This window comes from Mesorhizobium sp. ESP6-5, assembly GCF_020164695.1.
Lineage (GTDB): Bacteria > Pseudomonadota > Alphaproteobacteria > Rhizobiales > Rhizobiaceae > Mesorhizobium > Mesorhizobium australicum.
In genome coordinates this window covers 133,929-149,238 of sequence record NZ_JAIUGR010000009.1, presented here as the reverse complement: position 1 = coordinate 149,238, position 15,310 = coordinate 133,929, and the positions used below count along the sequence as shown (strand labels likewise).

Genomic DNA, 15,310 nt, shown 5'->3' with positions numbered 1-15,310 from the left:
GTCCGGCATAAACCCCGCGGAACGCCGGACCGCTAAGGAAGTGCTCGCGCGTTCGCACTTCCTCGATCGAAAAGGCTTAGAGCTGCAACGCCGCAGTAACCGTATTCATTGGCGCCCAACCGATGCGCTGAATTTTGCAAGGCCTCACGTCGACCGCAAGTTTGTGTCCTGCGAAAATCAAGCCGATTCCGCTCGCAAATTCCAGTTTTCAGTCACCTACTGCCGAGCTTCCAAAGCCCTCAATTCCGTGCTCCTGAGCCATCCGTTCGTCCCTGCTACGGCCGATCAGCAGCTTAACCTCTGACCTTGGGGGCGACATTCCTGCGGCTAGCCACTTCGATTTCCTTTGCTTCCTTCTCTAGGCGATCCGGCGTGGCAGAACCCATCAGCGCATATGCCGTGCCACCTGACTGCCAGTACACGGTGGGCACTCGACCGTCAGTGGCCGGAGTTGGGGGGACGGCGTCTTCCCCGTTCATGGGAACTGCCACCAGCGTAATGCGGCCGACGCTTGGGGTATCAGCCGTCACAACCAGGCTCTGCTTCCCGTTCCAGGGTTGAACCTGAACGTCCTTCACCTGCCAAACAGTCGGAAGAGCGGGCATGCTTATGTTTACCGCTCCGATCAGCCGTTCGATCTTATCCTGCTTCGGCTCGCTGCCCTTCTCAGGGCCGGCATTGAGCTGGGCGACCCGTAAGGCGTCCCGCGCGGCGAGAATGAAAGTTTCATCCGCCTTTTGACCGCCTTGGCGAAGCGGCTCGGTCAACGAATTGGCTGACCAGCCCAAGAAGACCAGCGCCGCCGCAGCCAGCTGCAATTTGAACACGGCAAATACTTTCCTTCGTCGGAAGGCGTTCTCCAACTCCCGGGCCCTGTCCAGGCTTGCTCGAGGGGGAAACAGGCGCTGGGGCTGTAGATTGCGCAACGCTTCCATGCGCTGTGCTTGTGCGAATACCTCCGCCGCTGCTTCGGGCTCGCGGGCAAGACGCGCCTGGAGTTCAGACCTCCGGGACGGCAACAGCTCGCCGTCAAGAAACCGGTTTATCTCCTCTTCGGAAATTCGGTCACTTGGCCACATCACGGCCTCCCACTATCTTCAATTGAGCACGTGCGGCGTCGTTCGTCTTTTCCATATTGAGTTTCAGGGCAGTCCGGCCGCGGCTCAGACGAGACATCACTGTTCCCACGGGAACCCCAAGCACCGCGGCAGCATCCGAATAGGTGAAGCCTAAGACGGCGACCAAATGAAGCACTTCGGCTTGGTCAGACGGTACTCCCTCTAGCGCCCGTTGAACGTTGGAGAGCTCCGCGCAGTGTTCTTGTGATGGCATCAGCAACGGGTCGCATTGTTGGGCATAAGCGGCCAAGCGACGGCGCTCAGCATCAGCTCGGACAGCGCTGGTGAAAAATGTGTTCCGCACGATCGTGATCAACCACGGCATAAGCGGGCGCGACGCGTCGTAGGTGCGCGACAACCCGAGTGCCCGAACAAGCGCCTCCTGCACCAGGTCATCCGCGTCGGTGTCATTTTTTGTGAGCACCCTGCTGTAGCGCCACAGGTCCTCCAAGTGTGGAGTGACGTCGAAGTTCACCTTCATGGCCCTATATACTGACTGGGAGCCGAAACTATTCCAACCCACTCGACTACAATTTGCTTGGCTGCCGGTCTGATCCTGCCGATGGGATCAAATCGTCGCCTGGGACTGGATCCATCAACCGTGTTTCCAGCCACTCGCTCTCTCAATGAGATAATCGCGACTGACATTCATCTGGCTCGCCAGAGTTGCCAGCCCATCTACAGTTTTTGGCGCCAGTGGCACACCTAGCGGATTCCGCAACATAAAGGCTGCGCAAGGTCCGAGCGCTGCAATCCGCTACTTCGTGGCCGGCCGTGTCATTCCTGGCGCCAGACAGTGGATGATCCTTTCGACGAGGGAGGCCCAGCAGTGAAAGGACAACCAAGGAGGGCCTGCTGGGCCTGACAGGCGAGGGGCGACTAGCTTGCCTGTCTTGGAATATACCGGACAGCACCGGAAACTATTCCAAGGCCGCCGGATTTTTGCCCGCCCATGCCGAGACGGATCACAGCTGTATCTCCTTCTCGGGGGACGAAGAGATCGGCGCGGGCGTTAAAGAGATTAACGCCCCGACACCTTCAAGCGTCGTGCTTGGCATCGGGAGTGAATGGGTGCCGCCAAGCTGGATGATCACCAGCTCAGGCCGCTCTATCTGAGGCTGCGGGCAAACCAAGGCCGATGTCTGCAAGAGGCAAGCGAGAATGACCGGAACTAACAATCGGATCGGACGGACCGGTGCGAAAACCTCTTGCTGCCAGCAAAAGTAGGACAACTGCGAGCGCGACCAACGTGATCACGATAGCAGTTTTGAAAATCTCTCTCATGCCTTCCCGTTCAAGATGGTGAGAGTGAGCCTGCTGACATGAGCGGTGGCTCCCAGTCGATGTCGAGGCCATGAAGGCCTCGCACCAACCCGGTCTTTGACGAGGTCAGCAGCACAAGCAGGGCCATTGGAATTTCTATTTGCACGCGCTACTCGCCTGCAATGCGGCGCTCAATCCCATCAGGGAATATGCGTACTGGGTTTGGGTGCCCCTCCAAGACGTGGCGAAAAGCTTCATGTTGCTCCCGGCCCGCATGGCACTGACCATTGACCGATCCTCATTGGCGTTCTGAAGCCAGGCATTGTTGTCCTGCGTGAACATCGAGAAGCGCTGGTCTGCGATCACCACATGGATGTCTGACCCTGGCTTGAGCCGATACCCCATGATTGCGTCGGGCTGTTCCTCGACCGGTGTGCGCGAGACCGTTATGAAATTTTCGCCATGATCGATACCGGCCGGCAGTTTGGAAACGGGGACACTCAAGACATAGCACCTTGTCTTGTCAGCGCGATAAGAATAGACGCCCCAAGCGCCGTGCTGCGAGAGGAGTCTTGGGGCAGCCTGCACCCAAGTGATGGAAACTAATAAACATGCGACGCCCGCTCCAACTGATTTGATGCCCATTATTCCTTCCAGCTTAGCAGCGCCATAGAGTCCCCGAAGGGTTTTCGCCTGGCAAAATCGGCTTTCGGCTCCACTTGGTGATTGGAGGCTCGTGACCCCGTCAGCTTGCCATCACCACGATTCACGAAATGGTGAGTGGAAGGCTCCGGCCCGGAACAGGCAGCACGTTGTCCACAAGATAGGGGGTCGCTCAACAATCCGTCCTCTGGAATGCTTGCCTGTGATCGTCTGCAAAGCCACTCGACCCGCGTGGGCCACTTCAAAGCACCTCGCCGGGATAGACGCCCCACATACTCGTCTGCCTGATGAAGCCGGATTTGGGCCCTAGTCCAACAGCACACCATTGTCCGTCGCATCGGGTCAGTTCTACCCGCACGCAAGGCTGCAGCCAGGCAACAACCGAACTTCCAATGGACGGTTTGTCGCGCAGGGCAACGTTGTCCTTGGCCCAGGGCGCGACAACGCCCGCCCTGCGGCCTGACAGAAGCGCTCCATGAATCCATCCGCTGGTTCCGTCCCAGTCTCTGACCCGTCGCCAATTGTCATACTGTTGATAGACTTCCAGCGGCATTCCCGGGCGCATAAGGACCCATTCAACTTGGTACCCCATGCCAGGTCCGACACGAAGGTTGGCTGATGAGGCTCTAAGCGTGGCAAAGCGAGGCAGAACAAGAAGACTAGCCTTGGGGTGGAGTCCAGTCGCCGTTGCGGATCCTGCGAGCGATGCAGCTATCAGAATGAACCGGGCAAGAGAGATAGACCAGTGATGCCCGGCTTTGCTGAGGACCTTCGGGCCGAGATTCGCCGTCGCTTTCATGCAATCTGCCACGGAATGTGGAAAGGCAATCTCGCATAGCCACAAACGAGAGCGTTGATTGCCGGACGCCGTCCTATGCTCTTGTAGAAGCCCGACTGAGCTTTGAGGCGAGGTGGATTCCAATGCCGCGAGAAGATGCACAATTCGTCGTCCAGGTAGCGTCTGGCTCGGGCCACCGCACTTCAAGTCACCACGGGTCTCAGGTCAGGGCTTACGGGTTGCGACATACGCCTGTTGAGGTTCTCGCCAGCAGACGTATGGCATCAGCCCTTCGTCTGATCCTCAGACACAGTGCTCGTCGGAATCGCGTCCAACGCGATCAGTTTTTCCGCGCACAGATCGGCGGCGCCCGGTGCATCCTTTTTTATTCCGGCGAATTTGACCCACCCACCGTCAGTAATGAAACCATCCCTCTGGTAGGAAGACGTTTCCTTCAGCTTGGCCAGATTTTGGCTCGCGTCGGATGCCGTGATAAACTTTTGGACACACAGATTGGCGGCCAGTTCTGCCCTGGCTTTTATGGCGGAGGTCTTGGCGATTTCCGCCGCCGTTCCTGCCAAGGTCCAGCCGCCGGCAGTGAATCCGATGATCATGGTGAGGACCACGGCGCCTACCAGTGACCAGAACCAGAGCGTCTTGGAAGGCCGATATTCTTCGAAGGGTTGCGACATTTCCTGGTTCTCCGTTTTGTTTGTTCTCTGTGGACTGGGCCAACCCCGGGTGCTCAAAAGCTTACTGCTGGCTGTCCAGCAGGTGGAGGGGTGGGGCATCTCACCGGCAGAGCTTCCGATTTGTCTGATGCACAATATACTTAGCAATCGCGGAATTTATTCCACGCCGGTCACATGTTTCCGAAGGCAAGCGCTACAGCCCTTGCCCTCAAGACGCGGATGGGCCTAGTGATCTGATAATAAGAACCTTTGCAAATCCCCGGCCTGGCGCGTCTGGCGGTCAGCAGGGAGATACCGATTCGCTCGAACTCCCAACTATCCGTGGCCGGCCGCAGTGGATTGACGAGACCCTGACTTGGGCTTCGGCGCGCAATGTTCAAGCTGCCCGAACAAACTGCTTCAGCTCCCTTCAAAACGCGAGCAAGGAAAGTGCCCGCCGCGGCACATTCCCGAACAGCCTTTCAGGATGGAATAGTTTCCCGGCATGCTCAGTAGATGGGGTGCGAGTAAGTTTCGATGTGCCTCGAGGCCATCGGCGGCCGCAAGGAGTGGTAGCGCGGGCTAAGTCTTGGGTAGCCAGCGCTTTGCGCTTAGGGAGGAGCGCCTTCCTATCAGCCCAGCGGCTGTTCCCTGGCCGCTGGGCCGGTCCGCATTTGTGAACAGATCGGCAGTCTTGACCATGGATACATTGCTTGAAAGCAGAAGATATTACCCGTCTATTTGCCCAGTCTGCGCGGGAACGGCACTCGAAGCCGATCTCCGGACGCAGCTGTGCGAATTTCAGTGCGGCTTTTGCGGGGCCTACGAAATCACTGGCGCCGCGCGCTCCGTAATGAAAGGCATCTCCCAGGAGTACAGGGAGTTGTGGCTGTCTCAGGCCCGAGACCGGGCTGTGGGTTCGCGGCACATCCCTCTCCTGGCTTGTATCAACGAAGAACCGGAGACGGCAGGCCGTCGTTGACACAGGGGAATGCTGCCGAGAAGTCCAACGCGCGAGCTCACGGCGGTTGCAATCCATCAACCAATGGAGACTTCAATGAAAGATATTCGATGATGCGTAGCATGCTAGCAATTGTAGTTGCCTTGGGAACCGTCGTTCCGGCCAGTGCTGTGCCGGCGTTTGTTCCAAAGGTCCAGTCCGCTTCCTCGGACGTGGTCCCTGTTCGGTACGATCGAAATCGCCTGATGTTTAGAAGAAATCACGGGTACTGGCGTGGTCATCGGGGCTATAGACATCACCGTCCCGGATATCGGCGACATAACGGCTGGTGGTTTCCTCCGGCAGCATTTGCGTGGGGCGCCATTATTGGAGGCGCCATGAGTCAGCCGCACGTGGTCGGCAATCGACACATCCGCTGGTGCTATGATCACTATCGCTCATACAGGGCATCCGACAATACATTCCAGCCATATCACGGTCCGCGCCGGCAATGCCGATCGCCCTACGACTAAGCCGTCCATAGGCTTCGCCAGTTGCCCAGTTTGGCTATGGCTCAGCGATCGTAAAGGGTGGCCCGGTAATCTCCATATCGAACTGGGCCGCAATCTCCTTGATAGCCGCTAGGTCGCGGGGAATCTCCAGTCCCTGCACGGCAACCGCCGGGAAAAAACTTTCGAGACCACCCGGGGACAGAATGGCGATCCATCGCGCAGGCTCGATGACGACGAACGTGTGTTCAACGCCAGCGGGGATGTAGAATATTTCTCCGTCGGTACGTTCGGAAATTTCCCCCGAGCACCAGAAGCGCAGCCGCCCTTGGAGAATGACGAAGAGTTCGCCGGACTGGAGATGGCGGTGGCGCGGCGGTCCGTCCCCCGGGCCAGCAGCGGATGCAAATGCCCCGAGCTTGCCGCCGGTCTCGCGTACCGTCAGAAGCGTTTCGTAATGCGTACCGTTCCAATCGGTTCGAGTACCAGGTGCTGCCCACGTTTGCATCGTCGCCACATGCGGTTGGAGTGAAGCTTGACGGCGTCACGAAAGCTACATTCAGACCCTAGGCCGTCGCCTCGTATGAACATATGAGATGCGGCGAGGAGTGCTTGTCAGCAAAGCCGCCTTCCGGCAAACTGTAAAACCCCTTCAGGCGAGGGAGCGGTGAATCCGGCACGCATGCACGACTTCGACGGCATGGTTGGGCAGATCTACGATGCGGCGGTCGAACCTGGCCGCTGGCGGCAAGTTCTCGAGACGCTGTCGGATTTCCTCGAGGGCGCCGCCACCAAGCTGACGTTTCAGAACGCAAGGACGTTGCACAGTGAGGCGAACTCGGTTCGCATGCCGCCGGAGGCGGACCTCAGCTATGCGCAGTACTACTACAAGACCAATGTGTTCCTGCCGCGCATCGCCAGGCTGAGCGCCGGCACGCTGATCCCGATTTGGGACCTCCTGCCGCGCGAGGTGTATCAGCGCTCGGAATTCTATAACGACTTCTGCCGGCCCGGCGACATGTGCCACTCGATCGGAGTGGTGTTGGCCAACGAGCCGGACGTGCGCGTCGTGTTCACCTGCGGACGGGCCGACGCGACAGGAGAGTTCGGCCCCGAGCACCTTGATCGGCTGCGCCGTATCGGGCCGCATCTGGTCCGGGCGGCGGGCGTGGGACTGCGGCTCTCGCGTGCTGAGATCGTCAGGAGTGCCAATGTCGAGGCGCTCCACCGCATCGCCCAGGGCGTGCTGATCGTGGCGGCGAACTGCGAGATCCTGTTCGCCAACCGGGCCGCCGAAGCGTTACTCACCCAGGCTGACGGGATCAGGATCGAGAAATCGTCGCTGCACGCGACCAGCCCTGCGCATGCCGTGCAGCTTCGCCGGTTGATTGCCACGGCCGCAGACCGGTCGGAGGCCGCGGGCGGCGATATAGCGCTCACGCGCCCGGCGCCGCGCCGGCCCCTGAGCGTGCTGGTGGCGCCGCTCAAGATCGAGTTGACGTGGTTCGTGCCCGGCCGCCCAGCCGCGATCGTGTTCGTGGCCGATCCGGACAGCGCGCCGCGCACCCTGCAGGGCCAGTTGCGCGATCTCTACCGGCTAACCCCGGCCGAGGCGGCCGTGGCCACTGCGGTCGCCCGTGGTGAAGGGCTGCAGGCCGTTGCAGACGAAGTCGGCATCAGCCTGACCACGGTGCGCACCCACCTGCAGCACGTCTTCGAAAAGACTGAGACGCGGCGACAGGCAGAACTGGTGCGCCTCATCGCCGCCAGTGGGTTCTACGAGCGACACTAGCTGCACCGAAGCGAGGCTTGGCCCAAGCTGGTAGCAGAGCCTTCTGCAACTCGACGATTAGCACTAACGCCGATCCAAGGTTCTGATCCTCACTGTCCCTCTGCAGACCGGCCGGTCTGCTTTCGGGCTCCAATCAGCCGAAGCGTATCCTCACCATGGAGAGAGGGGCCGACCCTATCAGAAGGACTCGTTTGGGGTAGTTTCCCGCCGCACGCTCTGGCCGCGGGTTATGTCTGGACGGCTTTTTGCCAAGCGTGCTTACGCGCGCGTTGTCAAAGTTGAGAGCTGATTGGTGTCGTAGCGGTTTCGCAATTCGGCAAGCGCTTTTGGATTTGGCGCACCCTGTGCCGTCAGTTTGGCGAGTTCCTCGAAATAATGCTCATGTCCGGGCGGCGAGACGGTCATCAGGACACGAGCCGGACTTTCACTGATATTGGTGATGTTGTGCGGCACCCCCGGCGGGATGAACAGATAAGTTCCGGGCATTGCGCGAATCGTCCTATCGCCGACATGCCACTCACACTCGCCCTCAAGCAGGTAAAAAGTCTCTTCCTGCACTCGGTGAACGTGCAGCCCAGTGGCGAAACCCGCCGGAATCGTCCAATCGAACATGCTCGTGTGTTTGGAATTTTCGGCGGTGACGAGGAAAACCATAGGGTGCCCACGTAGCATGACGCCCTTCTTCTCATCAGGCATGCGAACAACGGTTTCGGCGCTCATTTGATCCTCCACCCAAGTGCTTACCATTGCAAGCACCTGTCCAAGATCTGCGGTTCGCGCCGGAAAGTGGTGAATTTCTTACCAAATATCTGCTAAAATCGTCGAATGACAGTGGGGAGCGACTTCTACCAGTTTGGCCCGTTCCGCCTCGATGCGCAGGTGGGCCTTCTATACCACGGGACCGAGCCGACGATGCTTGGGCAGCGTGCCGTGGCGTTGCTGTGCCGGCTGCTTGATCACGCCGGCGTACCGGTGTCCAAGGATGCGCTGGTCGAGGCCGCCTGGGGCGGATTGGCGGTCGCCGATAACAATCTAACGGTGCAAATCGCATCCCTGCGCCGGGTGCTGGCGGAGACAGGAGATGCCAAGCCCTGGATCGAAACGCTTCCGCGCCGCGGCTATAGGTATGTCGGACCGGCCGTTGCCACAAATGCTCCTGACGCTTCAGCGGCCGCCCGGGCCATATCCGCACCGATATTACCTGACAAACCGTCCATCGCCGTTCTGCCATTCTCGAACCTGAGCCACGATCCGGAGCAGGAGTACTTCTCCGATGGGATGGTCGACGACATCATTACTGGTCTCGCGCGCATCAACTGGCTTTTCGTCATAGCGCGGAATTCCACCTTTACTTACAAGGGACGCGCCGTGGATGTGAAGCAGGTGGGCGGCGAGCTTGGCGTGCGCTATGTACTCGAAGGCAGCGTGCGGAAGGCCAGCGATAGGGTGCGCGTGATCGGCCAGATGATTGACGCTTCGACCGGCATGCACGTTTGGGCAGAGCGCTACGACCGAAGTTCCCGCGATGTTTTTGCGCTCCAAGACGAGATCGCGCTGTCCATAGTGGGCGCGATTGCGCCGAGCTTGCGGAAAGCGGAAATCGAACGTGTCAGGCGGAAGCGCCCTGATAGTCTCGACGCCTATGATCTCGTTCTGCAAGCCCAGCCCGACGTCGATTCAGGTATGCCGGAGCAGGTAGCCAGAGCTTTGATGCTTCTTGAGCGCGCGGTTGCGCTCGAACCCACCTATGCGCTTGCACATGGCAATGCTGCGATGTGCCACCACTGCTTGTTCCTTCGCGCCGGCCTGCAGGAGGCCAACCGTGCTGCTTCGATCCGCCACGCCCGATTGGCCATTGTCCATGGACAGGACGATGCACTTGCCCTTACGTGGGCCGGCTTTTCGATAGGCATGGATGCGCACGATCGCGCCGCTGCGTTCACGGCATTGGAAGCTGCCCTCGGCATCAGCCCGTCATCGGCGCTGACCTACATACTTGGCAGCGTCGTTCTCGGATGGGCAGGCGAAGCCGAACGCGCCTTAGAATGGAGTGAGCAGGGTATGCGGCTCAGCCCCTTCGATTCCTGGGCCTGGGCCGCATTCGATGCGCAAGCAATGAGTCACCTGCTGCGCGGCCATTACGAAGAAGCTTGTCACGCAGCCTATAAATCGGTTCAAGCCAAATTCGGCACATAGCATCACTTATGTGCAATTGGCCGCTGCGCTAGCCAAACTTGGCCGGCTGGACGAAGCGAGGGCCGCCGCCGCGCGTGTCCGTGAACTGCATCCAATGTTTCGCTACAGTCGACAGTTCGCCGCGGTTAACTGTGCCCCGGCGCTCGCGGACTGCCTTGGTCACGCGCTAAATATTGCCGGCCTGCCGGAATAGCGTGCATGGATTCTGCACGTCTTCATATTCACCGACTCGCGCCATCATTCATCATCTTGGAGGGCTGCGGCTCAGGCGGCGATGTCGGGCCCGGACAAATCGGTCTGCTTCTGAAAATTTATCCCCAGGAACTGGAAGGTCTATGCTCGTCCCCACTCAAGTCCGACAATTAACCCCGGAACGAACGGTAAGTTTCGGGCAGTGACAGCATAGCGCCAAACGGCGAGGAAGAGGCGACTGAGAACGGTAGCCTACCGCGGAGCGTTCCCCATAGACGCACCGTCCGGACACGGCGCCGAAGCGGACTTCCGCTGCAATGCCAGCATTGCGCCTAAATCGGGACAACGAGCAGAGCACGGCGCATCAGAGGAGCGCATTAGGCCGCGTCGCGGCAACCGCAATGGGAACCAGCGGCTCCTGGAATTTTGCGTCAGCTGGACTTCAAGCATAAAGCGCCGGCGCAGAGCGAAGTTGGCCAACGCCGCCTCAAGCTGTCGGATGTTTCGCTAACCAGACGAACCGCTGGCGCGCCTGAACGCGGCAACGGGAGGCTGGTTTTCTGAACTTTGGCCGACTAATAAGCCGAGCCTTGATCAGAAACCGGCCGCATCGCTGTTTACGATCGATGGAGGATTTCCTAACCGGTCCGAGCCAGCATCGCCTGCAAAGCGCTCCGCATGCTCCCGCTGGATATGCTGAAAAATCCCCCGTAGGGCTGACTAAGGTCTGCGATAACGAACATAACGCTGCTGAGTGAGATCGCGCTTAGAAGCATAAGGGTCAATGTCAGTTTCGTTCGTGGAGCGATGAGACCGTGGCAGGCGAAAATGATCATCAGCCACACGATCAGAATTCCGTAGAAGGGCTGCAGCAATTCACTGCGCGCGGCTTCGATCACGCTGAGACGGGCCGTAGAGACTTTATCATATCGGGCACGGCACATCGCTGCGATAGCCGTGTGTTGCGGATCGGCTGGCATGAGTTCGTTCACCTGGAGACCGATCTTGTTCATTAGCTCTTGAAGTTTCGGTGTGGCGCCCACAACAGGCATACGCGACGTGTCAGGGTAGGAAACACCGGTGGGCCGAGCTTCGTTAGGCCAAGTGCTCGCAATAACGGCAGCGGTGTAACCTGCTAGGTCGACGCGAATGCGCGCGGCGTCAGTTCCGTAGTCATGTAGGCACGCATCCATGAGGTCAAGCTGCAACGCATATTGCTGCCGGTCGAGGGCCGAATTGTCGTAGGCCTGCTTCACCGACGCGGTGAGAAGACCGAGAACAACCGCCGCAAAGGTCGCAAGCAAACCTACGGTTAACTGCATCAGCAGCGTGGCTTCCGGAGTCTGGTGCTGCGCGGGAAGCCAATCCCGGATAAGGATGCCCAACCCTGCTCCAACGCATAGCAGCAGAAAGACCACTATTGCTGAAAACACCTCTATCACATTGCGCCTCCATCGACTGTCCAATCCGCCCGCGATCACCGTACCTTCGTCTTTGTCGCGCGTAACCTCTCATTCTGCCACAGGACCCAAGGTGATATAGCCGGTCCCGCCCGCTGCCGTTCCACTCCGGTACGTGAGGGTAAAGTCGTCGAGCGTATGCCGGCCGGCGCCATGCTGAACCGTTGCGGGCATCGGCGATTCTCGAAGACGCGTTTCGAAAATTCGATGTCGGTCTCATGCCGCCGTGGGCGGGCCATCCTTTTAGTTGGCTTTACCTCGGTGGAATACTCTCTTCTCACGTGGCTTTCGGGAGAATGTTTAATGACTACAGCACTCATGATCATCGATGTGCAACAGGGGATCCTCGCGAATCTGGTCGATGGCGGTCAGCAGGTCGTTATCGACCGCGAACTCGAAGCCGTTGCGGCCCGGCTTGGCCGGTTGAAACTCGCTGCGGAGGCGGCTGGCGTACCGGTCGTCGTCGTTCAGCACGACGGGGACGCAGGGCACCGCCTCGAAGTTGGGTCGCCGGGCTGGCAGCTGCGCGAGGAGGTGTCCGCGATCCAGGACACCATCCTCATTCGCAAGCGGAGCTGCGATGCCTTCCACAACACCGATTTAGCCTACCGGATTCGAGAGCTCGAGGTTGACCGCCTGGTTATCGGTGGCTGCATGACTCAATTCTGAGTTGACACGACCACGCGCCGCGCCGTCTCGGAGGGATTTGATGTGACGCTCGTCCGAGATGGGCACACTACGGCGGATTTCGGTTCCCTCTTGGCCGAGCAGATCGTCGATCACCTTAATCGGGTGCTTTCGGGGTTCGACGCAGGCCTGAAGAAAGTAGGCCTTCTGCATGCAGATGAGATGCGCTTTTGACGATTTCGCGCTGATGTGTGGCCCCGACGCTCTGGAATTGAAACTCCATTGCGGTGCGGGCGGCAAACAGGACAGCAAGGATCACCCAGCGACTGCGCGCGGCTTCCCCAACAAATATTCGGAATTTATGCAGGCCTAATATTCTGGTTCAACCGGAAGAAGTTGGTCGGGTCGTACTGCTTCTTGATGGCGGCGAGACGCGCATAATTTCCGCCGTACGCTTCGCGTACGCGCTCGTCACCCTCATCACCAAGATTGTTGGAATAGACACCGCCGGTAGAGAATGGCCTGACGGCATTCCACAAATCGCGCGCCCAACGCATATTTGCCTCGTCATCGGCCGGATCGTCCCAGATGGCGACGGGAAAGCAGTCAAGCGCCGCATCGCGATTGCCGTAGGGTGAGTGCGATGCAGGCACGCGAGCGATCGCGCCGCCGACCTGCTGGAAAACCAGCAGGGAGTAGCGATTGGGAGCTCTTGCGTAAGTGTCCAGCAGCGCGTCAATCGCACCATCACTAATCTCCCGCAGGAACTGCGCTTTCCAGTAATAGCGTCGTCCGCGTGGAAAGAGGCTGTCGCCGGCCGATTGAATCTGAAGATAAGGAACGGCTTGAAGTCGGCTTTCGATGGGAGATCCGAACTTCATCAGCGGTGCGATGACGGGTTCGCCCGCTTCGGGTGATCCGATATAGCAAGCCGAGATGCTGAACGCGAAGTCGCCCGAGGGCAGCGTGACAAGTGCTGCGTCGACGCTCGCCTCGTCCGGAGCGTCACGGGAGAATTCGTGGTAAAACCGCATGGCCTCGCGCGCTTGATCGTAGGCGTACAGCACCGACCCCACCAGAAGAGCCGGGCCAAGCGCGTGTAGCCGGTATTCGAACGCCGTAACTATGCCGAAATTGCCGCCGCCGCCACGCAAGGCCCAGAACAGCTCGGGATGCTCGCCGGCGCTGGTTCGCAACAGTCGTCCGTCGGCCGTGACGATCTCAGCCGCGATCAAATTGTCGCAGCTCAGACCGTGCTTTCGTCCGAGCTTGCCGAAGCCTCCGCCAAGCGTGAGACCGGCAATACCGGTGTCGCTGTTGACACCCATGGTCGTCGCAAGACCGAAGGCTTGTGTGGCTGCGTCGAACTCGCCGAGGTTCACACCGGCTTCGGCTCTGGCGATGCGGCGCTCAGGATCGACGACAATCTTCTTCATGCGGGAAAGATCGATCACCATCCCATAATCGCAGACGGACAACCCGGCGACGTTATGGCCGCCGCTGCGAATTGCGACGAGAAAGCCATGTGACCTGGCAAATGCCACGGCATGCACGACATCTTCAGGAGTAGCGCAATAGACGATTGCCGCAGGGCGTTTGTCGATGGCTCCGTTCCAAACCGCGCGCGCTTGGTCGTAGCCGGGGTCTCCCGGCAAGATCACATCGCCCAGTAGGCCCTTCCGTAGCTGTTCCATCGCCGTACTCGAAAGAGATGGGATGGTTCCAACAGCACATCGGTCTGTCGTGGCATCTCCATTCCGCCGCCCTCGTTCCAAGAGGATTAGGGTCGCACAGGGTCCACCCTTCTGCAAAAGCGAAATTCTTAGCTGCTAGATGAGGGGAATTCATCTAGACTGACGGCATGACAAACGGCCCGCCTCTACGCGCTTTACACGCCTTCGAGGCGGCCGCTCGGCACGGCAGCTTCAAGGCGGCAGCGGTGGAACTCGGCGTGGTGCCGACAGCGATCAGCCACCAAGTCCGCCTGTTGGAAGAGATATGCGGTCGCAAGCTGTTCCAGCGCCGACCGCGCCCGCTCGTGCTGACGAGCGCGGGAGCGCGACTGTTTCCTATCCTCCGCAACGGCTTTGATCTGCTCGCCGGCTCCCTTACCGCAGTCGCCGAGCCGGATCCTCAAGCACCATTGCGGGTGACAAGCCCGAATGCTTTCGCGAGCCGATGGCTGGTTCCTAGGCTCGAGAAGTGGCGAGAGGCCAACCCGGCGGCAGTGCCGCTGGAGATCATCGGGACGGACACAGTTCTCGACCTGCGCGCCGGCGCCGCGGATGTGGCGATCCGCTACACACGAAGCCCGCCTTTGGGCCTCGCGGCGCAAGAGATCTGCCGCGATTCCTTCTTTCCCGTTTGCAGCCCCCGTTTGCTGGCAGGCGATAAGCGGGAAATTAAGCGTGCCGCCGATCTCCTGCGTTATCCGTTGATCCATTTTGACTGGATGAACCGGGATCCGGAGGCTCCCACCTGGCGCCGATGGCTAGCGACGGCCCGTTCAATAGACCCGGAGCTAACTGCCGACAAAGCCTGGGATTTGAGTTTCCGCGAGGAACTGCATGCGATCGATGCGGTTGTGGCCGGGCAAGGAATAGCGATCTGTAGTGACGTCGTGGTCGGTCGTGAACTGGACAACGGCATGCTCGTCAAAGCGCATCCATTGTCCTTGCCGGGCTACAGTTTCTATGTCGTATGGATGCAGCACAGTCCGCGATCCGCCGTGATAGAGTCGTTTCTGGCGTGGATGAGAACCGTCGCATGATACTGGCGGACCGGGTGGGCAGCGCGACTTTGTGATCTGACCCGGGCGAGCAGCACCCATTGCCTGAGGGGGCCCCGGGCAGAGCGGGGAGCCTATGCCTCAATCGCCGACATAAGGCGCGGGAAGCGAACCTTGCCTACGTTTGCCTGAGGAGGCTGGCACTCGCGGGGCGGTCCGCTTCGCGCCCTCATCTCGGACGTTCGGCAAACTTTACCTCGCTCGAAAGCGACGGTCTGCCCAACGCAACATGAGTGCGTTGCTCGATGATGGGCCTGATCCAGCAATGACCCCGCATGTCAGGTTCCAACATGGAGGTTCTCATGTCGATGAT

At 59.5% G+C, this 15,310-nt stretch carries 12 protein-coding genes and 2 pseudogenes; 5 read left to right on the top strand and 9 right to left on the bottom strand.

The features are described from left to right. Window positions 1-293: 293 nt before the first annotated feature. From LB524_RS16755 to LB524_RS16735, 5 genes are all read right to left on the bottom strand, one after another. On the bottom strand, window positions 294-1,079 hold the full coding sequence (locus LB524_RS16755) for an anti-sigma factor family protein (protein WP_140792077.1): 786 nt from the start codon (window positions 1,077-1,079) through the stop codon (window positions 294-296). Beyond that, window positions 1,066-1,599 carry a sigma-70 family RNA polymerase sigma factor gene (locus LB524_RS16750; RefSeq protein WP_224528392.1) on the bottom strand — a complete coding sequence of 178 codons (534 nt, stop codon included), beginning with the start codon at window positions 1,597-1,599 and terminating at the stop codon, window positions 1,066-1,068. Before LB524_RS16750 ends, LB524_RS16755 begins: the two co-directional genes overlap by 14 nt. A gap of 938 nt (window positions 1,600-2,537) precedes the next feature. Continuing rightward, window positions 2,538-3,026 (bottom strand): hypothetical protein, encoded by a 489-nt coding sequence (locus LB524_RS16745; protein WP_224528389.1) that lies wholly within the window; start codon window positions 3,024-3,026, stop codon window positions 2,538-2,540. 259 nt (window positions 3,027-3,285) lie between these two features. Continuing rightward, complete coding sequence (locus LB524_RS16740) at window positions 3,286-3,843, bottom strand: SH3 domain-containing protein (RefSeq protein ID WP_224528386.1); 558 nt, start codon at window positions 3,841-3,843, stop codon at window positions 3,286-3,288. 263 nt (window positions 3,844-4,106) lie between these two features. Then, on the bottom strand, window positions 4,107-4,514 hold the full coding sequence (locus tag LB524_RS16735; RefSeq protein ID WP_224528384.1) for a hypothetical protein: 408 nt from the start codon (window positions 4,512-4,514) through the stop codon (window positions 4,107-4,109). Between the two features lie 1,050 nt (window positions 4,515-5,564). Here LB524_RS16735 and LB524_RS16730 point away from each other — a divergent pair. Next, window positions 5,565-5,966: a BA14K family protein gene (locus tag LB524_RS16730; protein ID WP_224528680.1), complete on the top strand. Its 402-nt coding sequence runs from the start codon at window positions 5,565-5,567 to the stop codon at window positions 5,964-5,966. 34 nt (window positions 5,967-6,000) lie between these two features. On the opposite strand, the gene LB524_RS16725 is transcribed toward LB524_RS16730, so the two are convergent. Then, window positions 6,001-6,450 carry a cupin domain-containing protein gene (locus LB524_RS16725; protein WP_224528382.1) on the bottom strand — a complete coding sequence of 150 codons (450 nt, stop codon included), beginning with the start codon at window positions 6,448-6,450 and terminating at the stop codon, window positions 6,001-6,003. A 174-nt stretch (window positions 6,451-6,624) separates the two neighbouring features. Here LB524_RS16725 and LB524_RS16720 point away from each other — a divergent pair, with 174 nt between their 5' ends. Continuing rightward, complete coding sequence (locus LB524_RS16720; protein WP_224528380.1) at window positions 6,625-7,734, top strand: helix-turn-helix transcriptional regulator; 1,110 nt, start codon at window positions 6,625-6,627, stop codon at window positions 7,732-7,734. Between the two features lie 258 nt (window positions 7,735-7,992). Here the strand turns inward: LB524_RS16720 and LB524_RS16715 are convergent, their stop codons facing one another. Then, window positions 7,993-8,454, bottom strand: a complete 462-nt coding sequence (locus tag LB524_RS16715; protein WP_140792130.1) for a cupin domain-containing protein — start codon at window positions 8,452-8,454, stop codon at window positions 7,993-7,995. A gap of 105 nt (window positions 8,455-8,559) precedes the next feature. Between LB524_RS16715 and LB524_RS16710 the strand changes: the two are divergent. Then, a pseudogene (locus LB524_RS16710) lies at window positions 8,560-10,123 on the top strand (winged helix-turn-helix domain-containing tetratricopeptide repeat protein). A gap of 637 nt (window positions 10,124-10,760) precedes the next feature. Here the strand turns inward: LB524_RS16710 and LB524_RS16705 are convergent. Further along, window positions 10,761-11,507, bottom strand: coding sequence for a hypothetical protein (locus LB524_RS16705; RefSeq protein WP_224528369.1), 747 nt, complete (start codon window positions 11,505-11,507; stop codon window positions 10,761-10,763). A 378-nt stretch (window positions 11,508-11,885) separates the two neighbouring features. Here LB524_RS16705 and LB524_RS16700 point away from each other — a divergent pair. Next, window positions 11,886-12,443 (top strand): annotated as a pseudogene (locus tag LB524_RS16700) (cysteine hydrolase family protein). Window positions 12,444-12,568: 125 nt separating this feature from the next. On the opposite strand, the gene LB524_RS16695 reads toward LB524_RS16700, so the two are convergent. Next, on the bottom strand, window positions 12,569-13,903 hold the full coding sequence (locus LB524_RS16695) for an FAD-binding oxidoreductase (RefSeq protein WP_224528367.1): 1,335 nt from the start codon (window positions 13,901-13,903) through the stop codon (window positions 12,569-12,571). A gap of 167 nt (window positions 13,904-14,070) precedes the next feature. Here LB524_RS16695 and LB524_RS16690 point away from each other — a divergent pair, with 167 nt between their 5' ends. After that, window positions 14,071-14,979: a LysR substrate-binding domain-containing protein gene (locus LB524_RS16690; RefSeq protein ID WP_224528366.1), complete on the top strand. Its 909-nt coding sequence runs from the start codon at window positions 14,071-14,073 to the stop codon at window positions 14,977-14,979. Window positions 14,980-15,310 lie beyond the last annotated feature (331 nt).